The sequence below is a fragment of the Bradyrhizobium sp. 1(2017) genome (genome assembly GCF_011602485.2).
Lineage (GTDB): Bacteria > Pseudomonadota > Alphaproteobacteria > Rhizobiales > Xanthobacteraceae > Bradyrhizobium.
Window position 1 is genome coordinate 7,535,921 of sequence record NZ_CP050022.2, and the last position, 22,635, is coordinate 7,558,555.

Annotated in this window: 23 protein-coding genes and 1 pseudogene; 13 read left to right on the forward strand and 11 right to left on the reverse strand. The window is 64.6% G+C overall.

Annotated features, from left to right (window positions below):
* Positions 1-61 precede the first annotated feature (61 nt).
* From HAP40_RS35740 to HAP40_RS35755, 4 genes are all read right to left on the reverse strand, one after another.
* A complete protein-coding gene (locus tag HAP40_RS35740) occupies positions 62-394 on the reverse strand; it encodes a PRC-barrel domain-containing protein (protein ID WP_166812453.1) in 333 nt (110 codons plus the stop codon).
* 113 nt (positions 395-507) lie between these two features.
* A complete protein-coding gene (locus tag HAP40_RS35745; protein ID WP_166812451.1) occupies positions 508-768 on the reverse strand; it encodes a hypothetical protein in 261 nt (86 codons plus the stop codon).
* Positions 722-2,455 (reverse strand): YbaL family putative K(+) efflux transporter, encoded by a 1,734-nt coding sequence (ybaL, locus tag HAP40_RS35750; protein ID WP_166812449.1) that lies wholly within the window; start codon positions 2,453-2,455, stop codon positions 722-724. The genes HAP40_RS35745 and ybaL overlap by 47 nt, the downstream gene beginning before the upstream one ends.
* A gap of 63 nt (positions 2,456-2,518) precedes the next feature.
* The gene (locus HAP40_RS35755) at positions 2,519-3,304 is read right to left on the reverse strand and encodes an IclR family transcriptional regulator domain-containing protein (RefSeq protein ID WP_166812447.1); all 786 of its coding nucleotides are present in this window, start codon (positions 3,302-3,304) and stop codon (positions 2,519-2,521) included.
* Positions 3,305-3,415: 111 nt separating this feature from the next.
* On the opposite strand from HAP40_RS35755, the gene HAP40_RS35760 reads away from it, so the two are divergent.
* The 3 genes from HAP40_RS35760 (at position 3,416) to HAP40_RS35770 (ending at position 6,972) form a co-directional block, all read left to right on the forward strand.
* Positions 3,416-4,774: an aromatic ring-hydroxylating dioxygenase subunit alpha gene (locus HAP40_RS35760; RefSeq protein WP_166812445.1), complete on the forward strand. Its 1,359-nt coding sequence runs from the start codon at positions 3,416-3,418 to the stop codon at positions 4,772-4,774.
* A gap of 113 nt (positions 4,775-4,887) precedes the next feature.
* A complete protein-coding gene (locus HAP40_RS35765) occupies positions 4,888-6,324 on the forward strand; it encodes a glutamine synthetase family protein (protein WP_166819223.1) in 1,437 nt (478 codons plus the stop codon).
* 291 nt (positions 6,325-6,615) lie between these two features.
* Positions 6,616-6,972, forward strand: a complete 357-nt coding sequence (locus tag HAP40_RS35770) for a hypothetical protein (protein ID WP_334270870.1) — start codon at positions 6,616-6,618, stop codon at positions 6,970-6,972.
* Between the two features lie 34 nt (positions 6,973-7,006).
* Here the strand turns inward: HAP40_RS35770 and HAP40_RS35775 are convergent, their stop codons facing one another.
* The 7 genes and pseudogenes from HAP40_RS35775 to HAP40_RS35805 form a co-directional block, all read right to left on the reverse strand.
* A complete protein-coding gene (locus HAP40_RS35775) occupies positions 7,007-7,720 on the reverse strand; it encodes an ABC transporter ATP-binding protein (protein WP_157330819.1) in 714 nt (237 codons plus the stop codon).
* The gene (locus HAP40_RS35780) at positions 7,713-8,480 is read right to left on the reverse strand and encodes an ABC transporter ATP-binding protein (protein WP_166812443.1); all 768 of its coding nucleotides are present in this window, start codon (positions 8,478-8,480) and stop codon (positions 7,713-7,715) included. Before HAP40_RS35780 ends, HAP40_RS35775 begins: the two co-directional genes overlap by 8 nt.
* Positions 8,473-9,417, reverse strand: coding sequence for a branched-chain amino acid ABC transporter permease (locus HAP40_RS35785; RefSeq protein ID WP_166812441.1), 945 nt, complete (start codon positions 9,415-9,417; stop codon positions 8,473-8,475). Before HAP40_RS35785 ends, HAP40_RS35780 begins: the two co-directional genes overlap by 8 nt.
* Positions 9,414-10,332: pseudogene (locus HAP40_RS35790) on the reverse strand (branched-chain amino acid ABC transporter permease). The gene HAP40_RS35785 and the pseudogene HAP40_RS35790 overlap by 4 nt, the downstream one beginning before the upstream one ends.
* 430 nt (positions 10,333-10,762) lie before the next feature.
* Entirely contained in the window at positions 10,763-10,978 is a 216-nt protein-coding gene (locus HAP40_RS35795) for a hypothetical protein (protein WP_166812437.1), read from the reverse strand.
* A gap of 1 nt (position 10,979) precedes the next feature.
* Positions 10,980-11,639 carry an acyl-homoserine-lactone synthase gene (locus HAP40_RS35800; protein WP_166812435.1) on the reverse strand — a complete coding sequence of 220 codons (660 nt, stop codon included), beginning with the start codon at positions 11,637-11,639 and terminating at the stop codon, positions 10,980-10,982.
* Between the two features lie 86 nt (positions 11,640-11,725).
* Entirely contained in the window at positions 11,726-12,463 is a 738-nt protein-coding gene (locus HAP40_RS35805; RefSeq protein ID WP_166812433.1) for a helix-turn-helix transcriptional regulator, read from the reverse strand.
* A 164-nt stretch (positions 12,464-12,627) separates the two neighbouring features.
* Between HAP40_RS35805 and HAP40_RS35810 the strand changes: the two genes are divergently transcribed.
* The 10 genes from HAP40_RS35810 (at position 12,628) to HAP40_RS35855 (ending at position 22,625) form a co-directional block, all read left to right on the forward strand.
* The gene (locus tag HAP40_RS35810; protein WP_166812431.1) at positions 12,628-12,804 is read left to right on the forward strand and encodes a hypothetical protein; all 177 of its coding nucleotides are present in this window, start codon (positions 12,628-12,630) and stop codon (positions 12,802-12,804) included.
* 216 nt (positions 12,805-13,020) lie between these two features.
* The gene (locus HAP40_RS35815) at positions 13,021-13,959 is read left to right on the forward strand and encodes a LysR family transcriptional regulator (protein WP_166812429.1); all 939 of its coding nucleotides are present in this window, start codon (positions 13,021-13,023) and stop codon (positions 13,957-13,959) included.
* A 132-nt stretch (positions 13,960-14,091) separates the two neighbouring features.
* Positions 14,092-14,970: a shikimate dehydrogenase gene (locus tag HAP40_RS35820; RefSeq protein ID WP_166812427.1), complete on the forward strand. Its 879-nt coding sequence runs from the start codon at positions 14,092-14,094 to the stop codon at positions 14,968-14,970.
* 56 nt (positions 14,971-15,026) lie between these two features.
* On the forward strand, positions 15,027-16,157 hold the full coding sequence (locus tag HAP40_RS35825; protein ID WP_166812425.1) for an ABC transporter substrate-binding protein: 1,131 nt from the start codon (positions 15,027-15,029) through the stop codon (positions 16,155-16,157).
* A gap of 186 nt (positions 16,158-16,343) precedes the next feature.
* The gene (locus tag HAP40_RS35830; protein ID WP_166812423.1) at positions 16,344-17,219 is read left to right on the forward strand and encodes a branched-chain amino acid ABC transporter permease; all 876 of its coding nucleotides are present in this window, start codon (positions 16,344-16,346) and stop codon (positions 17,217-17,219) included.
* Positions 17,216-18,214: a branched-chain amino acid ABC transporter permease gene (locus tag HAP40_RS35835; RefSeq protein ID WP_166812421.1), complete on the forward strand. Its 999-nt coding sequence runs from the start codon at positions 17,216-17,218 to the stop codon at positions 18,212-18,214. The genes HAP40_RS35830 and HAP40_RS35835 overlap by 4 nt, the downstream gene beginning before the upstream one ends.
* Complete coding sequence (locus tag HAP40_RS35840; RefSeq protein ID WP_166812419.1) at positions 18,211-18,954, forward strand: ABC transporter ATP-binding protein; 744 nt, start codon at positions 18,211-18,213, stop codon at positions 18,952-18,954. The genes HAP40_RS35835 and HAP40_RS35840 overlap by 4 nt, the downstream gene beginning before the upstream one ends.
* Positions 18,955-18,964: 10 nt before the next feature.
* On the forward strand, positions 18,965-19,702 hold the full coding sequence (locus HAP40_RS35845; protein ID WP_166812417.1) for an ABC transporter ATP-binding protein: 738 nt from the start codon (positions 18,965-18,967) through the stop codon (positions 19,700-19,702).
* On the forward strand, positions 19,699-20,757 hold the full coding sequence (locus HAP40_RS35850; RefSeq protein ID WP_166812415.1) for a Gfo/Idh/MocA family protein: 1,059 nt from the start codon (positions 19,699-19,701) through the stop codon (positions 20,755-20,757). The genes HAP40_RS35845 and HAP40_RS35850 overlap by 4 nt, the downstream gene beginning before the upstream one ends.
* Entirely contained in the window at positions 20,754-22,625 is a 1,872-nt protein-coding gene (locus HAP40_RS35855; protein WP_166812413.1) for a bifunctional sugar phosphate isomerase/epimerase/4-hydroxyphenylpyruvate dioxygenase family protein, read from the forward strand. Before HAP40_RS35850 ends, HAP40_RS35855 begins: the two co-directional genes overlap by 4 nt.
* Positions 22,626-22,635: the final 10 nt, after the last annotated feature.

A 22,635-nucleotide genomic window follows, 5' to 3' on the forward strand; every position in this document is an offset into this window, starting at 1 on the left:
CGTCTCCCGGATGAGCGCAGCGACGTCCGGGCTGGCCCGGGCAACAACGATTGCTGCTCCGCTAGATCGACCAGTAATTCGGATGCTGGTACGGCCGCGAGCGGTCGCCCCAGTCGAATTCATCGCCATCGACTTCGCAGGGGCCGCTGCTCAATTGTTCCGGCGTCAGATCGACCTGGAAGGCCTGACGTCCCGGATCATATTTGAGTGCGCTCCACTGCACGGGATAATGATGATGGGTGCCGAGCAGCCGCCCGGTCTTGATGACGGCATAGGCGACGGTTCCGCTCACCTTGTCGAGCATCAATCGCTCGATCGTGCCGAGCTTGCTGCCGTCGCAACCAAAGACGGCGACGTGCTCGACGCGGTCGCTGGGAACCATGGTGTGTTGCATGGCGTGCTCCCTTGGACTCGTGTGGAGCGGATTATAGGCCCGCACCCCCGGATGTGCGAAGCGACATCCGGGGTCTTGCGACACTTTCGCAGGTATCGCTTCGCTTGCCCGGGTTACGACATTCCGACAGGCTGCCGCGCCCTATCGTTGCATGCGTCAAACACCGACCGATCCAAGGCCTCGGCGGCAAAGCCCGCGACATAGATCAAGGCCAGGATTGCCACCGAGATCGCCACCGTTTCCGCATGTGCGAGCCCCCACCGCAGCAGCCGCTGCGACAAGGTCGGCGGCGGAAACCGGTAGATCCGTCCCGCAGGCGTAATCAGATCAAACGACCGAACCGGCCGCGCGCGCGCGGGGAGTTTGGGCAGCATCTGGATATCTCCTTTCCAGCTCCTCGATCATGCCGCGCGCGATTTCGCGTTCACCCATGATCACGACATCAGCTCCCAGTCCCTTCAAGTGATCGACTTCGGCATCCGCATGCGCCCGCGCGATGATCTGGATGTCGGGATTGGCCGCACGCGCCTGCTGCACGATCTGTCCCGCCTCGAACGCTTCGGGGATCGCGATCACCAAATGTCTCGCCCGCGAGGGGTTGGTCGCGCCGAGGATCTCGGGCTGCGCGGCGTTGCCCATGATGGTTTCGATGCCGCCCTGCTTCAGCTTCTCGAGCGCGCGCTCTCCGACTTCGGCGACGAGAAACGGCAATTGCCGCTGCGTCAAGGCATCGCCCACCAGCGCGCCGACGCGGCCATAGCCGATCACGATTGTATGGTCGGTCAGCTCGGTCGTGCGGATCGGCTCGGGCACGGCGGCCGCGGCTTGCGGCTTATCCCGGCGCGGATCCAGCAGCGGCGCGAGCCAGGTGACGGCCGCGAACATCAGCGGATTGAGCATGATGGAAAGGATCGCGCCCGCCATGATCAGGTCGCGGCCCTCCTTCGGCAGAATCTGCGAGGCGACGCCGAGCTCGGCCAGGATGAAGGAGAACTCGCCGATTTGCGACAGGCTCGCCGAGATCGTCAGCGCGGTCGCGACCGGATGCCGGAACAGGATCACGATCAAAAATGCCGCAGCCGATTTGCCGAGCATGATGATCGCGAGCGTCGCCAGCAAAGGCCAGGGCTCGCGGATGACGCTGAGAGGGTCGAACATCATGCCGACGGAGACAAAGAACAGCACGGCGAAGGCATCGCGCAGCGGGAGCGATTCCTGCGCGGCGCGTGCACTGAGCGGCGATTCCCGCAGCATCATGCCGGCAAAGAAGGCGCCCAGCGCCAGCGAGACATCGAACAGCTTCGAGGCTCCGAACGCGATGCACAGCGCTATCGCGAGCACGCCCAGGCGAAACAGCTCGCGCGAGCCTGTGTGCGCGATGTAGTGCAGGATCCAAGGGATGAGCCGGCGTCCGACCACGAGCATCAGGCCGATGAACACGACGATCTTGACGACCGTCAACATCACGACCCCGGCGAGTCCGAGGCCCAGCCGTGCGGCCAGTGGATCGAAAGCTGGCTGGCCGTCCGCGCCGCCCTGAAGGCTCGCGATAGCCGGAAACAGCACCAGCACGAGCACCATCGCGAGGTCCTCGACGATGAGCCAGCCGACGGCGATGCGGCCGCGATCGGTTTCCATCAAGCGCCGCTCCTGAAGCGCGCGAAGGAGGACGACGGTGCTCGCGACCGACAAGGCCAGTCCGAACACGAGGCCGGCGCCGGCGCTCCAGCCCATCAGGAACGCAAGGCCAAGCCCCATCAGCGTCGCAGCCGCGATCTGCACGACGGCGCCGGGTACGGCGATGTTGCGGACACTGAGCAGATCTTGAAGCGAGAAATGCAGCCCGACGCCGAACATCAGCAAGATGATGCCGAGTTCCGAAAGCTCGGTGGCAAGCGCTTGATCGGCAACGTAACCCGGCGTGAACGGCCCGACTGCGACACCCGCGAGGAGATAGCCGACCAGAGGCGGCACACGGAACCGCTGCGCGATTGTTCCAAGTACGAAGGCTAATCCAAGTCCAGCGACGATGGTGGCGATGAGAGGTGTGTCATGCGGCATTTTTTCCTTTTGACACAGCAGGTGCGCGGGTGCACCGCGACCTGTGCGCGCGGTCAGCCAAGCTCACAGCAGTTGCGAGCGCACCGACTCCGCGCCGTCGCGCAGCAACGGCAGAAAACGATCGATCAATTCCCGTTCCGTCACGCGATCGACGTGGGCGCCCATGTTGATGGCCGCGACGATCACATTGTCGTAACGATGCACGGGAACCGAGATCGAGCGGAAATGCGGCTCGGCTTCGCGATCGACCAGTGAATAGGCTTGCGCGCGGTCGGACGCGATGCGCGCGAGCAGCGCCTTCGGGTCCGTCACCGTCAGCGGCGTCAACGCCGCGCGCGCCATCGCCTTCAGACGCGCAGCGAGCTCGGCATCGTCGAGCTGGCCGAGCATGGCGCGGCCTACCGAGGTGCAGAAGGCCGGGAGACGATAGCCGATCTCGAGGCCGCCGGAGAACATCCGCGCCGGGCTGCTGCGTGCGACGAATACGACATCATCGCCGTCGAGCACGGCGAGCGAGGAGATTTCATTTGCCGCGGTCGCGACGCGATCGAGCACCGGCTGGAGCACCGCGACGAGCTGATTGGAGCGCAGATAGGACGCCGCCAGGGTCAGCACATGCGGCGTCAGCGAGAACAGCTTTCCGTCGCCGCTGACGAAGCCGCCGCGCTGGAGCGTGAACAGCATGCGCCGCGCGGTGGCGCGCGGCAGATCGGCGGCCCGGGCAAGATCGCTCAGCGTCATCGGGCCGGTGGTGGTGCCGAAGCATTGCAGCAGACGGAGGCCACGATCGAGGCTCTCGACGAAATCGGTCGCACGCTCGTCGCTCTCGCTTCGCTTCAGCTTGGGCATGACCTCGGGACAATCCTGCAAAATAGTGCTTGCTGCCGCTCCAAGGCATGTCATAATTCGCCCATTCGTTCAATAGGCGAACAAACGCCACTCCACAAGGATGCATGCGCCATGATGAGCCAGGAGCAGAACGACCTGATCACCCGCACCGGGCCTAAGGACCCTTGCGGCAAGCTGATGCGGAGCTACTGGCAGCCGGCGGCGCTGGTCGATGAGTTGGAGGGTGCGCGACCGATCCGTCCCTTAAAACTGCTCGGCGAGAATCTGGTGCTGTTCCGCGACGAAGCCGGCCGCTACGGCCTGATCGATCGCCATTGCGCGCATCGCGGCGCCGACCTCGCCTTCGGGCGGCTCGAACATGGCGGCCTGCGCTGCGCCTTCCACGGCTGGCTGTTCGACGCCACCGGCCAGTGCATCGAGACGCCGGCCGAGCCGAAGGATTCCAAGCTCTGCCAGAACATCCGCCAGCGCTCCTATCCCGTGGTCGAGAAGAGCGGCATCCTCTGGGCCTATCTCGGCGAGGGTGAGCCGCCCGCATTCCCGGAGCTTGACTGTTTCGTCGCGCCCGGCACGCACACCTTTGCGTTCAAGGGCCACATGGCCTGCAACTGGCTGCAGGCGCTGGAGGTCGGCATCGATCCCGCGCACGCTTCCTATCTGCACCGCTTCTTCGAGGACGAGGACACGTCCACCGCCTACGGCAAGCAATTCCGCGGTGCCTCCGCCGGCTCCGACCTGCCGATGACGAAGATCCTGCGCGAATATGATCGCCCGATCATCAATGTCGAGCACACCGAATATGGCCTCAGGCTGATCGCGCTGCGCGAGATCGACGAGGAGCGCACCCATGTGCGCGTCACCAACCAGCTCTTCCCGCACGGTTTCGTCATCCCGATGAGCACGGAGATGACGATCACGCAGTGGCACGTGCCGGTCGACGACGAGAACTGCTACTGGTACGCGATCTTCACCAGCTATTCGAACCCGGTCGACAAGCAGAAGATGCGCGAGCAGCGCCTCGAGCTTTATGAGCTGCCTGACTACAAATCGCGCAAGAACCGCAGCAATGATTACGGTTTCGATCCGCACGAGCAGCAGACCGCGACCTATACCGGCATGGGCAATGACATCAACGTCCACGACCAGTGGGCGGTGGAATCGATGGGCGCGATCCAGGACCGCACCAAGGAGCATCTCGGTCAGAGCGACAAGGCGATCGTGCAGTATCGCCGTCTGCTCCGGCAGGAGATCGAGAAGGTCTCGGGCGGCAAGAAGCCGATGCTGCATCTCGACGAAGCCAACGCTCGCTCGATCCAGGGTCCGGCGACCATGGACGGCATCGGGCCGACCCGGGGCTGGGAGACCTACTGGATGGAGGTCGACGTCAAGCGCCGCCGCGGCGCGCCGTGGACCGCGCCGGTGCCGAAGGACATTGCCGACAACGTGCACCGGCTGACGGCGGCGGAGTAAATTGAGGCACCGTCGTTCCGGGGCGATGCGCTAGCATCGAACCCGGAAAACTCGAGCTTCCGGGTACTCGCTTCGCGAGTCCCGGAATGACAGAGCAGCAAGGAGCAGCCAAAGTGACTTTCGTCGCGCGTCATGCGCTGTGGTCGGACGAGCAGAAAGACGCGGCGGCGCGCATGCGCCGCATCGCCACCGAAAAGAACCTCGAGGTCATCCGCCTCGCCTTCCCCGACCAGCACGGCATCTTGCGCGGCAAGACCATCATCGCCTCGGAGGCGATTGCCGCGCTGGAGAGCGGGTGCTCCATCACCACCACCATGCTCGCCAAGGACACCTCGCACCGCACGGTATTCCCGGTGTTCACCTCGGGCGGCGGCTTCGGCATGAAGGAAATGGAGGGCGCGGCCGATGTGCTGATGGTCGCCGATCCCACGACGTTTCGCGTGCTGCCGTGGGCACCCACGACGGGCTGGGTGCTGTGCGATCTCTATTTCAGCGATGGCCGCCCGGTGCCCTTCGCCACGCGCGCGCTCTACAAGCGGGTGCTGGATGAGCTCGGCACGCGCGGCCATGATTTCGTCGCGGGCCTGGAAGTCGAATTCCACATCTTCAAGCTCGATGATCCACATATGCGGCCCGAGGACGCCGGTCAGCCCGGCACGCCGCCCTCCGTGAGCCTGCTCAGCCACGGCTATCAATATCTCACCGAGCAGCGCTTCGATCAGATGGAGCCGGTGCTGGAGATCTTGCGGCGCGATATCGTGGCGCTTGGACTGCCCTTGCGCTCGGTCGAGGTCGAGTTCGGGCCGAGCCAGTGCGAGTTCACCTTCGCGCCCAAGAAGGGGCTCGAGCCCGCCGACAACATGGTGCTGTTCCGCTCTGCCGTGAAGCAGATCGCGCGACGGCACGGCTATCACGCCACCTTCATGTGCCGACCCAAATTGCCGAACGTGTTCGCAAGCGGCTGGCACCTGCACCAGTCGATCGTGTCGCGCGCGAGCGGCGACAATCTGTTCATGGCGAAAGACGGCGGCGAGCCGCTCAGCGCATTTGGCAAGGCCTACCTTGCCGGCCTGCTCGATCACGCCCGCGCGTCGGCCGTGTTCACCACGCCGACCATCAACGGCTACAAGCGCTACCGGTCCTATTCGCTGGCACCGGACCGCGCCATCTGGGGCCGCGACAATCGCGGCGTGATGATCCGCGTGCTCGGCGCGGCCAATGATGCCGCCACGCGTCTGGAGAACCGCATCGGCGAGCCCGCTGCCAATCCCTATCTCTACATGGCTTCCCAGATCCTCTCGGGCCTCGACGGCGTCGATCGCAAGCTCGATCCAGGCCCGTCCGCCGACACGCCCTACGAGACCAAGGCGCCGCTGTTGCCGAGGTCACTGCGCGATGCGGTCAGCGCGCTGAAGGACGATCCGTTTTTCCGCGAGAAGTTCGGGCCTGAATTCATCGATTATTACACCCACATCAAGAACGCGGAGATCGACCGCTTCCTGTCCGAGGTGACCGACTGGGAGCACCGCGAATATTTCGAGGTGTTCTGATGGCGATACGCCTCACGCGGGCGTGAGGCGACTTCGTCCGGCCTGTTCCGACGACATCACCGCAGGCGTCGACGAAGCCTTTTTCCCCTCGCCGCGAAAACGGCCGGAAAGACGCGGGGTCTAGCCTGCCCTCCATGATCAACAGAGGAGTTCGATCATGTGGGGTCGATTGTTCAGCCTGATCTATCGCCTGTCCTGCCGGACAACCCTGATCGAAATCGGTGCCCATCGGCTGGCGCGTTAGCGGCTTGTGGGTGAGATTAGGTAAGACGGATTGACCGGTTAATGGGCATGGCCATGCGCAAACTGATCCTGATCGCCGCTCTGTCGCTGGTCGCAAGCCAGGCGTATGCCGGTGGCTCGCGCAGTCTCAGCCTTGCGGCGAGCACCTCGAATCAACAGCCAAGCGAGCAGCCGGCCGCACCAGCGGCTGGCACGCCGCAAGCGATGCAGTCGCCGGCAGCGGCACAGCCTGCGACCAATCAGACGGCAACGGCGACTGCGCCGAACACGCCTAAGACGACCGCGACGACAACGACAGCCGCATCAGAGGCTCCGACCCAGGCCACCGCCAAGCCGAAGCGACGCGCGCCGTCCGTCGAGTCTCGCGTGGTCCGCGAGTTGCACCGCCACGGGATCTATTGGTGAACGCGGCTGCGCGTGGTCAAAGACAACGGACGCGTCAGATTCCCAGATATTTGTGCTGGAGATCCGGCTCCGCCATCAGCTCGTCGGAGGTGCCACTCCACACCGTCTTGCCGCGCTCGATGATGTAGTGGCGATCGCAGATGCGGGCGAGGTGGTCGACGTTCTTGTCGACGACCAGGATCGACTGGCCCCGGCTCTTGAGCAGCGACAGGCAATTCCAGATCTCTTCGCGGATCAGGGGCGCGAGGCCTTCGGTCGCTTCGTCAAGAATGAGAAGCTTCGGGTTGGTCATCAGCGCACGGCCGATGGCGAGCATCTGCTGCTCGCCGCCGGAGAGCTGGTTGCCCATATTGGCGGCGCGCTCGGCGAGACGCGGAAACAGCACGTAGATCGCGGCCAGCGTCCAGGGATTGGGACTGCCGAAACGATCAGCGGCGGCCGCGACCAGGTTTTCGCGCACGGTGAGGTTCGGGAATATCTGGCGTCCCTCAGGCACGAGACCGACGCCGAGCTTTGCGATTCTGTAGGACGGCAGCTGCCGCACCTCGGCGCCGGCAAAGCGGATCGCGCCTGCCCGCGCCGGCGTCAGGCCCATGATGGAACGGATGGTCGTGGTCTTGCCCATGCCGTTGCGGCCCATCAGGGAGACCATCTCGCCCGGCTTGATCGCCAGCGACAGGCCGAACAGCACCTGGGACAGGCCGTAGCAGGTTTCGATGCCGTCGACGTCGAGCAGCGTGTCAGCCATGATGCGTCACCACATGCTGATCGCCGAGATAAGCGCGCTTGACGTCTTCGTTCGCCCGGATCGCCGCCGGATCGCCGGAGGCGATGACACGGCCATAGACCAGCACCGAGATGCGGTCGGCGAGTGCGAATACCGCCGGCATGTCGTGCTCGACCAGCACGATCGACACTTCTTTCCGCAGCTCCTGGAGCAGCTTCACCATGCGCTGGGATTCGGTGACCCCCAGGCCGGCCATCGGCTCGTCGAGCAGCAACAGCTTCGGCTTGCTCGCGAGCGCGACCGCAAGCTCGATCTGGCGCCGCTCGCCATGGCTGAGCCTGGACACCACGACGTCGGCGCGATGCGACAGGCCGACGCGATCGAGCGCGGCATGGGCGGCATCGCGCAGGCCCTTCTCCTTGCGCGCATCGGCGAAGAAGCGGAACGAAGTACCGGCATGCGCTTGCGCCGCCAGCGCGACGTTGTCAGCGGCGGTGAAATCGAGCAGCAGCGAGGTGATCTGGAACGAACGGGCCAGGCCCAGCGCGCAACGGCGATAGGCCGGCAAATAGGTGATGTCGCGCCCGGCCAGCGAGACGCTGCCCGAATGCGGTTCGAGATGCCCGGTGAGCTGGCTGATCAGCGTCGTCTTGCCGGCGCCGTTCGGGCCGATGATGGCGTGCAGCTCGCCGCTGGCGACGTCGAGCGAGACGTTGTCGGTCGCGATGATGCCACCGAAGCGGCGCACCAGCTTTTCGACGCGGAGCAAGGGTTCAGCCACGGCCAGCCCTCCCGAGCGCGCCCATGATGCCGCCGCGGCCGAACAGGACGATGAGCAGCAACAGCGGGCCCATGATCAGCGCCCAATATTCGGTGATCTGCGACAACAGCTCTTCCAGCAGCAGGAACACCACCGCGCCCATGATCGGGCCGAACAGGGTGCCCATGCCGCCCAGGATCACCATCACCATGAGATCGCCGGAGCGGGTCCAGTACATCACGGCCGGACTGACGAAATCGGTGTTGTTGGCGAGCAGCGCGCCGGCAAGGCCGCACATCGTGCCTGATATGACGAAGCAGACCAGCTGGTAGCGCTTGGCGGGGAAGCCGATCGCCTGCATGCGCTGCTCGTTGGAGCGCAGGCCCTGCACGACGAGGCCGAAGCGCGAATTGACGATGCGCCAGATCAGGAAGATGACGCCGAACAGGCAGGCGAGGCAGAGATAATAGAACTGCGTGCGGTTCGACAGATCGATCAATCCGGAGAAGTCGCTGCGCTTGTAGACGGTGAGACCGTCGTCGCCGCCGTATCGCGCCAGGCCCGATGCGACGTAATAGGCCATCTGGGCGAAGGCCAGCGTGATCATGATGAAATAGACGCCGCGCGTGCGCAAAGAGAGTGCGCCGATTACCAGCGCATAGAGAGCGGAGGCCGCCAGCGCGACCGGAAACTGGACGAAACCGGAACCTACGCCTTCCTGCGCGAGCATGCCGACCGCATAGCCGCCGATGCCGAGATAGGCGGCGTGGCCGAAGCTCATCATGCCGCCAAACCCCATGATGAGGTTGAGGCTCGCAGCCGCCAGCGCCAGGATGACGATGCGGGTGAACAGCGTCAGGATGAAGATGTTGCCGGTCAGGTGCGAATAGAGCGGCAGCAGCGCGAGGCCCGCCAGCATCAGGGCCGTGACGGCCTTGCTCACAGTGAAAGCCTTCATCGGCGATTGGCCGGAAACAGCCCCTCCGGCCGCACCACCAGCACGATCGCCATGAGAAGATAGATCAGCATGGACGACAGCGCAGGCGCAGCGGTGGAGGCGGCGGCGCCGCTCAGCACCTGCCGGAGCAGGTTCGGCAGGAAGGCGCGGCCGAGCGTATCGATCATGCCGACGAAGATCGCGGCGAGGAACGCGCCGCGGATAGAGCCGATACCGCCGATCACGATAATGACGAAGGCAAGGATCAGGATGTTCTCGCCCATGCCGATCTGCACCGTGAGGATCGGCGCCTGCATCAGGCCGGCAAGGCCGGCGAGCGCGGCCCCGAGGCCGAACACCAGCGTGTAGAGCAGCTTGATGTTGATGCCGAGCGCCCCGATCATCTCGCGGTTGGACGCACCGGCCCGGATCAGCATGCCGATGCGGGTGCGCATGACGCCGAGATAGAGCAAGAGCGCGACCAGCAGCGCGACGGCGATGATGGCAAGGCGATAGGCGGGATAGTGGATGCCGGGCAGGATCGGCACCGGCACGGGTAAGCCAGGCCGGCAGCGGCAGCGCAAGGCCTGCCGGGCCCCAGATCAGACGTACGGCTTCATTGAAGAACAGGATCAGGCCGAAGGTCGCGAGCACGTGGTCGAGATGGTCGCGGCCGTAGAGATGCCGCAATGCCGACACCTCGAGCACGATGCCGAGCACAAGCGTCGCGCCAAGCGCCATCAGCGCACTGAGCAGGAAGCTGCCGGTCCACGCCGCGAAGGTCGCGGCGAAATAGGCGCCCATCATGTAGAGCGAGCCATGCGCGAGGTTGACGAGATCCATGATCCCGAACACCAGCGTCAGGCCGGCGGCGAGCAGGAACAGCAGCAGGCCGAACTGCAATCCGTTCAAGAATTGTTCGACGACGAGCAGCATCAAGACTCTTTCAGGCGCACGTAGAGTCGCGCCGATGTTCGAACACGGTCGCCATCAGTGAAAGAGCTCCCCCTGCCTGTTCAAGGCGGAAAAATGGGTAATGGCAGTATCGTTCCGAGGCAAGAGCGATTCTGCGCCAAACATGCACTTTGTTGCATGCCGTTGCATGAGATAACGGCATTGCAAGAAAACTGCCGCGCAGCATGGGGCAACCTGCCGCACCCGAGAGACCGCGTAAGAGGCCGCCCAAGAGAATACCCAAAAGAACACCCTCCCTCCGGCCGGCTGCCGAGGGGAGGGTGCGATCGAACGTCATCGAACGTGAGCGTCTAGAACATGATCCGGAAGGCGTGCAGCGGTTTTCCGAGAAAGATCATGCTCAAACAATAATCTGAAGCGCGAGGACGATGAGTCCTAACCTCATCGCGCTCTAGTGCGTCATCTGCCGGGCAAGGTCGTCGGGTTCGCCGAGCACGCTGTTGGCCGTCGAGGCCTCCAGGGCGGCCATCCGGAACAGGTAGGCCAGCGTTGCCAACCCGGAATCGTCCGCCATCTGCGCCAGCTCGAGCGCCATGTCGGACATGTAGCCGAGATTCTCGTCCTTGGTCTGCGCCATGATCTGGCTGTCCCGCATCATGTTCGACATCTCAGACGCTCTTTCGTTGTGCGGCGGCAAGGCCGCCGCGGTTGGCACGGGCAATGCAATCGATCCGCGGACCATCGTGCTGGAGGACGCTCGTCGTTCCGATCCGGTCACACACGACATCGAGCGACTCCTGGCGGACCTCGATCGTCGCCGCCATGGTCCAGGAATTTTCCACCAGCGCTGGCAATCCCAGCGGCGTGACGGCGAATCCGATGTCGTGGAAGCGCGGCAACCACCAGGTCTCCATGACGAGGCAGAGACGCTCGATGCCCTGATCGAGACAGAACTCCTGCGCAGCCGCCATCAATTGCAGATTGAACGCGCCGTCGCGGCGCTCGCGCGAGACGAAGAAGCGCGACCACTCCCAGGCTAGCGGGTCCGAAGGGCATCCGCGCACCGCCGCGAGATGCGGGAACACCTCGCTCATCATCGTCGGCCTGGTGGTCGGATACAGGCGGAAGCCGCCGAGCACCCGGCGGTCGTCGAGAGCCAGCAGATAGATCGCGTCCTCATTGTCGTAGCCATCGATCTCGCGGCCATCGGGCTTGCGCAGCGCCTCCCATTTCCGCTCCTCGACGAAAATCTCGTGACGAACCCGAAAATGCTGTTCGAGGACGTCCTCGTACAGGTGCCGATTGGCGGCAGAAATCACATGAATCATGAACTCCCCCCATGGTTCGAAATGAGGGGAGCCTCAGCGAAAAAGGCAAAATCGACTATTGGGAAATTTCCCAGTAGGCGAAGATTTCAGGGATTTATGATTCTGTGCCGGATCGCGATCGCGACCGCATGCGTCCGGTTGACGGCACCGAGCTTGCGCGCGGCAGTTGCAAGATGCTCTTCCGCGGTGCGTTGCGTGATGTGCAGGATCTCGCCGATCTCCCACGCGGATTTTCCTTGCGAGGCCCAGGCGAGCACCTCGCGCTCGCGGGGCGTGAGGCGCGTCGAAGGATGCGGTGCCGGGTCGAGCAGACGACGAATGTGATCGAAGCCGTACATCCCGATCAGGTGCAGCGCCGGCTTGCTGCGCGCGTTGAGATCGAGGTGGACGCCGCCGAGCGAGACGCCGGCCTCGTAGCCGGTCAAGCCGTGGATCGGCACGACGAAGCCGCGCGACATGCGGAAATCGGCGGCGCGCCGCATCACCTCCAGCGCACCCGGCTCCAGCTCCGGATCGTACGGCGCTTCGGACCACTCGAAAGGATTGACCGTCTGCCGGCACTTGCGGATCACGGGATCGACACGGTCGTAGCTCTTCTGGGTGTAGAGGCTGAACCACTCCGCCGGCCACTTCTTGGCGAGTACCATCTGGGAAAAGCGCTGCTCGGGATTCGGCAAGCCCGTCACGATGATATGTTCGAAACCGTACCGGCCGAACGCGGTTGCAAGCGCGTCCATGGCGTCCGGAACGTTGGTATGGGCTCCGAGCCCTTCGATGAAGTCGAGCGCCTCCCGGCCATAATCAACGGCGTTTGCGGCGGACATCGGTACGTTTCCTGACCTTGCCCTTCCATATAGCACGTATTCGGGTGCTGCCTCAATTCGCTGTGGCCGTAGTTTCCCGGTGCACTTCTGCTCTGAAGATTTAAACTACTTGTGGCAGAATTGACGTCAAGTTACACCTGAGGCGTCCGCAGCGGGAAAACCAAATGCAAGATGAGGACATTGCCCTCAACAGCGTGCTCGGTCTGGAATTGAACCGCGTGTTCTTCGCCGTCCGCCAAACGGCAAACAAGCAGAAGATCATCGAGTTCGCGCGCGAGGTGCTGCAAAGCGAGCGCACGGAGCTGGCCGGCAGCCGTTTGCCCGAGGGCCCGGCGAGTTAGCGCTTGCAGCAACCGACGCCGATGCAGATCGCGCGACGATGCCGCCGTTTTATTCGAACGCGCTGATTTTGGTCGAAACAATCTGACAGCGAAGTTGAGCTTCTCCCACAAGGGCGAGGGGAAGACGGCGTCCATGCTGCCTCGGACACTTGCCGCTGGATGACGACACCGCTCTCATGAGATGATCGCCGCCAAATCCTCTCGGATGCCCAGGACATGATGACGCTGCGCCAGGTTGAAGTGATCCGCGCCGTGATGGTGACAGGCACCATCGGTGGCGCGGCGAAGCTGCTCAACGTCTCGGCGCCGGGAATCAGCCGCCTCGTCAAATACACCGAGCGCTCGCTCGGCATCCGCTTCTTCCAGCGCCAGAACGGGCGCTATTTCCCGACGCCGGAAGCCGAGAACATCTTCGAGCAGATCAACGGCGTCTACAAGAAGGTCGACGACCTCTCCGAGATCATCTCCAAGATCGGCCGCGGCGGCTTGTCGGAGCTGCGCATCGGCTCGGTGCCGAGCATTTCGCAGGTGATGGTGCCCCGCGCGATCGAGCGCGTCCGCCGCCGCTATCCGGATCTCGGCATCGACATCAACATCCTCAAGCTCGAGGAGGCTATCGACTATCTGATGCTCGGCCGCGGCGAGTGCGTTGCGATGAGCTACCGCCTGGAGCATTCCGGGCTCGACTTCATGCCGCTCGCCTCAGGCGAGCTCTATTGCATCGTGCCGCCGGGGCATGAGCTCGCCGGCCGCAAGCAGGTTTCGGCCGCCGAGATCACCCGCTATCCGCTGATCGGCATCGATCCGAACGATCCCTATGGCCGCATCATGGCCGAGATCTTCGCGCGCAACCGGCTCGACTACAACATCACCATCCGCGCGCGCTTCGGCACCACGGTCTGCGCGCTGGTGAAGGCGGGGCTCGGCATTGCCATCATCGACCAGTTCACGGTCGCCCATGGCGGCTATCCCGGAATCGAGCTGCTAAAGATCACCGAGCCGACGCGATTCGACACCTATATCGCCGTGAAGCGCGGCGCGCCGCTGTCGCTCCATGCCGAGTATTTCATCGACGCTCTGCGCACCGAGATGCGCGCGGTAGAGCCCGCCCGCGGCAACGGCAGGGCCGCACCGGCACGCAGCCGAAGGAAATAACATTATGTTAGGTTTGCCGGATAAAAGGGTAATTGTGTTAGGCGAGGGAAAGACTATCGTCCTGGCTGGAATTGCGTGGATTTCCCCGTTAATGGCCGGGACCGGACGCTCCCAACAAGACGATAGCGAACCATGTCGAAGCGCGGATACGCCGCCAGCAAGAAGCTTCTCACCGGCCTGATCGGCGCGCCGATCGCGCATTCCGCGTCCCCCGCCATGCATGAGGCCGCCGCCGATGCGCTGGGCCTGCGCGGCCACTACCAGCTCATCGAGGTCGCCGGCGCCGACCCGGCCGGTCTTGCCATGATGCTCGAAGGTGTGCGGCGGCTCGGCTTTGCCGGCGTCAATGTCACCTATCCCTATAAGGAAGCCGTCGTCCCTCTGCTCGACACGCTGGCACCTGGGGCTGCCGCCTTGGGCGCGGTCAACACCGTCGTCGTCAGGGATGGCCGGCTGACCGGCCACAACACCGACACGACCGGCTTTGCGCGCGCGGTGGCGCCGCTGCTGGCACCATCCGCCAATGCCGTTGCCCTGATCGGTGCCGGCGGCGTCGGCAAGGCGATCGCGTTTGCGCTGGCGAGCCTTGCCGTGACCGACATCCGCATCTTCGACAGTGAGCCGGCCCGTGCCGAAAAGCTGGCCGCCCTGCTCGCCCCGCGCGGCGGCGCCCGCGTTGCCGCCAGCGTCGAGGACGCGCTTCATGGTGCAACCGGCCTCGTCAACGGCACGCCGGTCGGCATGCTCCCGAACCGGGATACGCCGGTGCCGGCGGTGCTGCTCAGGACAGACTTGTGGGTCGCCGACGCCGTCTATTCGCCGCTGATCACGCCGCTGCTTGCCGCAGCGCAAGAGAAAGGCGCCCGGATCATGACCGGCCGCGAGCTCGCCATCTACCAGGCCGCCGACGCCTTCGAACTGTTCACCGGCCTTGCCCCATCGACTGAGATCATGGGAGAGGCTTTTGATGCCGTGATGGCGGCGCGCAGCGCTGCCTACCAGGCAGCTTGAGGCGAAGCGGCCGGATACAAGGCCGCTTGCAAAATTTGAAGCGGGAGGAGAGGACGATGAAATCAACGCTACTGGTGGGTGCGCTGCTCACCGCCATGACGGCGACGAGCGCCTTGGCCCAGGCGATCAAGCTCGCGGACGTCGCCGAGCTCTCGGGCGGCGGGGCTACCGTCGGCACCAATTGGAAGAACGGCATCGATCTCGCCATCGAGGAAATCAACGCCAAGGGTGGCGTGCTCGGTCGCAAGCTCGAGGTCACCCACGCAGATTCGCAATCCAACCCCGGCGTCGCCCGCGCCCAGGTGCAGAAGGCACTCGATGCCGAACCCTACGTGCTGCTCGGGCCCGGCTATTCCGGCTCCGTGAAGGTTACCGCGCCGCTCGCGGCCGAAGCCGGCATCGCGCAGATCATGGGCGGCGAGGCTGCCGAGCTGACGCAAACTGGAAACAAGTTTCTGTTCCGCACCTCGTTCGGCCAGCAATCCTCGATGCCGAAGGTCGCAAAGTACATCCACGACGAGATGAAGGCGAAGACGGTTGCGGTGGTCTGGGTCAACAACGATTTTGGCCGCGGTGGCCGCGACGTCGTGGTCAAGGAGCTCGACCGGCTCGGGTCCAAGGTGGTCGCCGACCTCTCGACCGAAGCGGGCCAGGCCGATTTCGCCGCCGACGTCGGCAAGATCAAGGCTGCCAATCCCGACGCCGTGTTCGTCTACCTGAACGAAGAAGAGAGCGCGCGCATCCTCAAGGAGCTGAAGCGCCAGGGCGTCACCGCGCCGCTGATGGGCGAGACCACGTTGATCGGCCAGAAGGTGATCGAGCTCGCCGGCGACGCCGCCAACGGCGCGCGCGGTCATGTCGGCCTCACCACCGACGCGCCGGTCGATTTGATCAAGGCGTTCCGCGAGAAGTTCTCCAAGAAGTACAATTACGTGCCGGACCACAACGGCCTGAAGGGCTATCTCGCGGTCTACATGGTGAAGGCCACCACCGAGAAAATGGGCAAGGTCGACCCGAAGAAGTTTGCCGACACGCTGCACGGCCTCACCATCAAGGCCGCGGACGAGCCGGGCATCCTGATGGACGTGACCTTCAGCGACACCGGCGACATCGACCGCCAGAGCTTCCTGGTCGAGGTGGTCGAAGGCAAGCAGGTGGTGAAGCAGGTACTGCCGAAAGTGAAGTGAGGTCTCCCCTTCTCCCTCGCCCGCGTTTCGCGGGAGAGAAGGGTGCTTCAGCATAGACGGTGAGAATGCGCACGCGGAGAAAGCACCTGGCCCCACCGTCTCCCCACTCTTGGCGGGGAGACGGAACGATGGAGCTGAATTTGCGTCGACCCAGTTTCTTCGGGCTCTAACGATCAAAGAGAACCCATGCCTCATCTGTTCGATCTTCTGGTCGCCGGACTTGCCACCGGCGCGATCTATGCGCTGGTCGCGGTCGGCTTCACGCTGCTGTGGCAGACCTCGCAGACCATCAATTTCGCGCAAGGCGAGTTCGTGATGCTGCCGGCCTTCCTGATGCTCGCGGCGATGCATGTGGGCGCGCCGATCTGGCTCGCGATCATCCTCGGCATCCTCCTGTCGATGATCCTGCTCGGCCTCGCCTTCAAGCTGCTGCTGGTGGACCCGATGATGCGCCACGGCGTGTTGCCGCTCGCGATCGCGACCATGGCGCTGGCCATCGGCATCAAGGAATCCGTCAAGCAATTCTACAGCGCCGAAGCCTCGCCCTTCCCGTCGATCGTGCCGACCGGCGACGTCTCCATTCTCGGCCATGCGGTGTCGCTGCAAAGCATCGGCGTGCTCGCCGTCGCCATCCTCGCCGTGGTCGGCCTGACCACGCTGCTCAACAGGACCTCGCTCGGCCACCAGATGCAGGCCGCCGCGCAGAACCCGACGGTGGCGCGCATCATCGGCGTGCCGGTCGAGCGCATGATCATGCTGACCTTCCTGATCAACGCCTTCCTGGTTGCGCTGGCGTCGCTTTTGATCACGCCGATCTACCTTGCAAAGTTCTCATCCGGCGAGGTGCTGGGCCAGGCCGCCTTCATCGCCGCGATCGTCGGCGGCTTCAACCAGGTGCGCGGTGCGATCGCGGGCGGCCTCCTGATCGGGGTGCTCGACAACCTCGCGGCTGCCTATGTCTCGACGCAGTATCGCGCAGCCGTACCGATGATCTTCCTGATCGCCGTCATCCTGTTCCGGCCGCAAGGACTGCTCGGCCGCGCCGAGGAGCGGACCGTATGAGCGGCTTCGCCAAACCCCTCAAGATCGCGCTCGGCCTTGCCGTCGTCGCCGCGTTGATCATCGTCCCCATGAACTTCAACCGCTACGGCCTGTTCATCCTCAGCCAATGGGCGGTGATGAGCATCGCCGCGATGGGGCTCAATCTCACGCTCGGCTATGCCGGCCAGGTCTCGCTGGCGCAGGGCGCCTTCGTCGGCATCGGCGCCTATGCGGCCGCGATCATGACCACGCATGGCTGGCCGCTGCCGGCGGCGATTCTGGTCGCGATCGCCTTGAGCTTCGCGGTCGGCTGGGTGCTCGGCTATCCCGCGCTGCGCGTGCAGCATCACTACCTCGCCTTCGTCACGCTCGCCTTCTCCACCCTCGCCTTCCTGGTGTTCCGCAACGAGAGCTGGCTCACCGGCGGCATCTACGGCATCTCCAACATCCCGCGCCCGCACGTCTTCGGCATCGCGACCAACAAGCCGCTGCCGTTCTACTATGTCTGCCTCGGCTCACTCGCGATCGTGTCGCTGGCGGTATGGTGGCTGATCCGCTCGCCATGGGGACGCGCCTTCATGGCGCTGCGCGAAAACCCGTTGCGCGCGCAATCGCTCGGCGTCGACACCCGCCGTTACACGCTGATGGCCTTCGCGATCGGCTCGGCGCTCGGCGGCGTCGCCGGCGCGCTCTACGCGCCGCTGACGCAATATATCGACCCCGTTCCCTTCAACCTGTCGCTCTCGCTCGATCTGTTGATGATGGTGATCGTCGGCGGCGCCGGCTTCTATTTCGGCCCGTTCCTCGGGGCGATGATCGCGGTGCTGCTGCCCGAATGGCTGCGCTTCACCGAGGGCTACTATCTGATGCTCTACGCGGTCGCGGTGATCCTGCTGCTGATCTGGTCGCCGACCGGCATTCTCGGAATCCTCGATCGCTATCTCGCCGAACGGCGCACCAAGGCGGCGTCCGCACTGCGCGCGGTCGCAAAATCCCGCCTGGAGACGGCGCAATGAGTGCGGTTCTCGAAGTTACCGGCATCAAGAAGAATTTTGGCGGCATCAGCGCCGTCGACGGCGTCAGCTTCGACGTGCGCGAGGGCGAGATCCTCGGCCTGATCGGACCGAACGGCTGCGGCAAGTCGACCCTGTTCAACTGCATCCTCGGCCAGCTCACGCCATCAGGCGGCGAGGTCAAGCTCGACGGCAAACTCGTCACGGGCCTGCGGCCCGCGGAGCTCAACAAGCTCGGGGTCAGCCGCACCTTCCAGCTCCTGCAGGTGTTCCCGAAGCTCTCGGTGCGCGAGAACCTGATCCTCGCCGGGCAGGAGCACCAGGGCAACATGGCCTCGCGCCTCGTCGGCCGCTCCGATGCCGGGTTGACCGAGGCCGCCAACCGAATGATCGGCTTCTTCAAGCTCGACCATCTCGCCGACGAGCCGGCCGGCGGCCTCTCCTACGGCCAGCAAAAGCTGCTCGATGCCGCCATGGCCTTCATGGGTGGACCGCGCCTGGTGCTGCTCGACGAGCCCGCGGGCGGCGTCAATCCGTCGATGCTGGCGGACCTGAAGGACCGTCTGGTCGCGATCAACCGCGAGAAGAACGCCACCTTCGTCGTGATCGAGCACAACATGGAATTCGTGATGTCGCTGTGCTCGCGCGTGATGGTGATGGCGGAAGGCAAGGTGCTGGCGATGGGACGGCCGGACGAGGTCCGCAAGAACCCCGCCGTGATCGAAGCCTATCTCGGACATTGAGGAGGCGATCATGAGCGACCCCATCCTCTCGGTTCACAATCTCGTCGGCGGCTACGGCAAGATGACGATCCTGAACGGCACGAATTTCGCCGTGCCGCAGGCCACCATCACCACCATCATCGGCCCGAACGGCGCCGGCAAGTCCACCGTGTTCAAGGCCATCTTCGGCCTGCTTAGGCTGCGCGAGGGCAAGATCAGTTTCGCTGGCCGCGATGTCACGAATTTGAGCCAGCGCGCGCTGCTCAATGCCGGCATCTGCTACGTGCCGCAGGGCCGTAACATTTTCCCCGAGCTGTCGGTTCGCCACAATATCGAGCTCGGCGGCGTCGCCGCCGGCAAGGGCCTCGACCTGCCCAAGCGGATCGAAGCGGCGCTGGATCTGTTCCCCGCGCTGCGGCGCAAGTCGGCGCAGCAGGCCTCCACGCTCTCGGGCGGCGAGCAGAAGCAGCTCGAGATCGCCCGCTCGCTGCTGCTCGAGCCGAAGCTGGTGCTGGTCGACGAGCCTTCGATCGGTCTGTCGCCGCTGATGGTACAGCAGACCTTCGACATCCTGAAAAGCCTGCGCGACCGCGGCGTCACGATCCTGATGATCGAGCAGAACGCCCGCTCGGCGCTGGAGATCTCCGACATCGGCATCGTGCTCGAGCTCGGCCAGACCCGCATGGTCGACGACGCCAAGCGCATCCTGGGCGATCCCCGCATCGGCCAGCTCTTCCTCGGCGGCGCCATGGAGGAGAGCGCGGCATGAGCGCGCAAATGCGCATCGCCGTGGCCGGGGCCGGCCTGATCGGCCGCCGCCACATTGAATTGATCGAGTTCTCCGGGGCCTGCGTGCTGGCCGGCATCGCGGACCCCTCGCCCGCCGCGAAGGCGTATGCGCTGGCGCGTGGCGCGCCCTGCTACGCGGACCATCGCGCCCTCTTGGCGGAGAAGAAGCCTGACGGCCTGATCATCGCTTCGCCCAACACGCTGCATTTGCCGATGGCGCTCGACTGCGCAGAAGCGGGCGTGCCCGTCTTGATCGAGAAGCCGGTCACCGAGACGGTCGCCACCGCGCAGCGCCTGTGCGCGGCGGCAAGACGCACTGGCGTGCCGATGCTGGTCGGCCATCACCGCCGGCACAATCCGATCATCAAGGCCGCACGTGAGACCGTGGCGAGCGGCAAGCTCGGTCAGCTCACCGCCGTGGTCGGGCTGTGGCTCCTGAAGAAGCCCAACGACTATTTCGAGGTTGCGTGGCGGCGCGAGCAGGGCGGCGGGCCGCTGCTGATCAACCTCATTCACGATATCGACAATCTCCGCTTCGTCTGCGGCGAGATCGTCGAGGTGCAGGCGTTGACCTCGAACAAGACGCGCGGCTTCGCGGTCGAGGACACGGCCGCGCTCCTGTTGCGCTTCGCCAACGGCGCGCTCGGAACGGTGACGGTGTCGGATGCGACGCCGGGACCGTGGAGCTGGGAGCTGACCGCCGGCGAGAACGCGGTCTATCCGCGGCAAGATCAGCCCTGCTACGTCTTCGCCGGAACCAACGGCTCGCTCTCGGTCCCGACCATGGAGCTGTGGTCCTATCCCCAAGATCCCGGCTGGCACGCCCCGCTGTCGCGCAAGCCCGTCGAGCTCGCTGGATACGATCCGCTCGTCGAGCAGCTCCGGCATTTCCTTGCCGTCATCGCCGGCCGCGAGCAGCCGCTGATCTCCGTCGCGGACGCGATGGGCACGCTCGCCGTCGTCGAGGCGATCAGCGAGGCCGCACGCACGGGCCAGAAAGTATCGCCGGCGCGGATCATGGAGCAGGCTGCATGAGCAAACGTTCGATCGCCACCGTCTCCCTCTCGGGTGCCCTCGACGAAAAGCTCCGCGCCATCGCAGCCGCCGGCTTCGATGCCGTCGAGATCTTCGAGAACGATCTGCTGTCGTTCGGCGCGGGCCCGCGCGACATCGCAAAGCTCTGCAAGGATCTCGATCTTGCGATCTGCGCGTTCCAGCCGTTTCGCGATTTCGAGGGCATGCCCGAGCCGCAGCGTGCGCGCAACTTTGCCCGCGCGGAGCGGAAGTTCGATTTGATGCAGGAGCTCGGCACCGATCTGTTGCTGATCTGCTCAAACGTCTCGCCCGCCTCGCTCGGCGGCATCGACCGCGCCGCTGACGATTTTCGCGAGCTCGGCGAGCGCGCCGCGAAACGTGGCTTGCGCGTCGGCTACGAGGCGCTGGCCTGGGGCCGCCATGTCAACGACTATCGCGATGCGTGGGAGATCGTGCGGCGCGCCGATCATCCCGCGATCGGCGTCATCCTCGACAGTTTTCACGCGCTGGCGCCCGGTTTTCCGACCCGTGCAATGGCCTCGATCCCCGGCGACAAGATCTTTCTGGTCCAGCTTGCGGACGCGCCGAAGCTGGAGCTCGACATCCTGTCCTGGAGCCGGCACTTTCGCTCCTTCCCCGGCCAGGGCGACCTGCCGGTCGGCGAGTTCATGGCTACGATCGCGGCGACCGGCTATGCCGGGCCCCTGTCGCTGGAGATCTTCAACGACCAGTTCCGCGCCGGCTCGGCCGCGCAGACCGCGATCGACGGCCTGCGCTCGCTGATCCTGCTGGAAGACCAGCTTGCGCCGGACTGGCCAAAGCTTGTCCGCGAGCCGCTAGCGCCGAAGGCCAAGAGCGGCGGCACGGGCTTCATCGAGTTTGCCGTCAACGAGACCAAGGCCGCCGAACTCGCGCGCCTGTTCTCGCAACTCGGTTTCCGCAAGTCCGGCAAGCATCGCAGCAAGGCGGTGGAGCGCTGGTCGCAAGGCAAGGTCGAACTCGTGATCAATTGCGAGACCGACGGTTTTGCGCATTCGCATTACGTCACGCACGGTCCCGGCGTCTGCGCGATCGCGCTCGACGTCGACAATGCCGGCCTTGCCATGCAGCGCGCCGAGGCGCTGAAGGCACGCACCTTCTACCAGCCGGTCGGGCCGGGCGAGCTGGAGATTCCGGCAATCCACGGCGTCGGCGGCAGCCTGCTCTATTTCCTGGATCAGGCCGGCAAGAACTGGGACACGGATTTCGAGCCGGTTGCGGGCAACGCAGACAACGATGCGCTGATCGCCGTCGATCACATCGCGCAATCGATGCCCTATGACGAGATGCTGTCCTGGCTGCTGTTCTACACCGGCATCCTCGACCTCAAGCGACTGCCGCAGATGGAGATCGCCGATCCCAGGGGCCTCGTGCAGAGCCAGGCCATCATCAATGCCGACCAGAGCCTACGCTTCGTGCTCAACGGCTCCTCCGCCAACCGTACCCTGCCGTCGCGCTTCATCTCCGAGTTCTTCGGCTCGGGCGTCCAGCACATCGCGTTCTCGTGCCGGGACATCTTTGCGACGGTCGCCGAAATGCGTCAGCGCGGCGCGGACTTCCTGGATATCCCCGACAATTACTACGACGACATCGAAGCCAAATACGACCTTGCGCCCGAGCTGATGGCCCAGCTGCGCGCCAACCACATCCTCTACGACCGCGAGGGCGACGGCGAATTCTTCCAGGTCTACACCCACATCTTCGACGAGCGCTTCTTCTTCGAGATCGTCGAGCGGAGGAGCTATCAGGGCTTCGGTGCGGCAAATGCGGGTATCAGACTCGCAGCGCAGGCCCGCGAAGTGCGCCCCGCGAGCGTGCCGCGGGTGTGAAGCGGGTGCG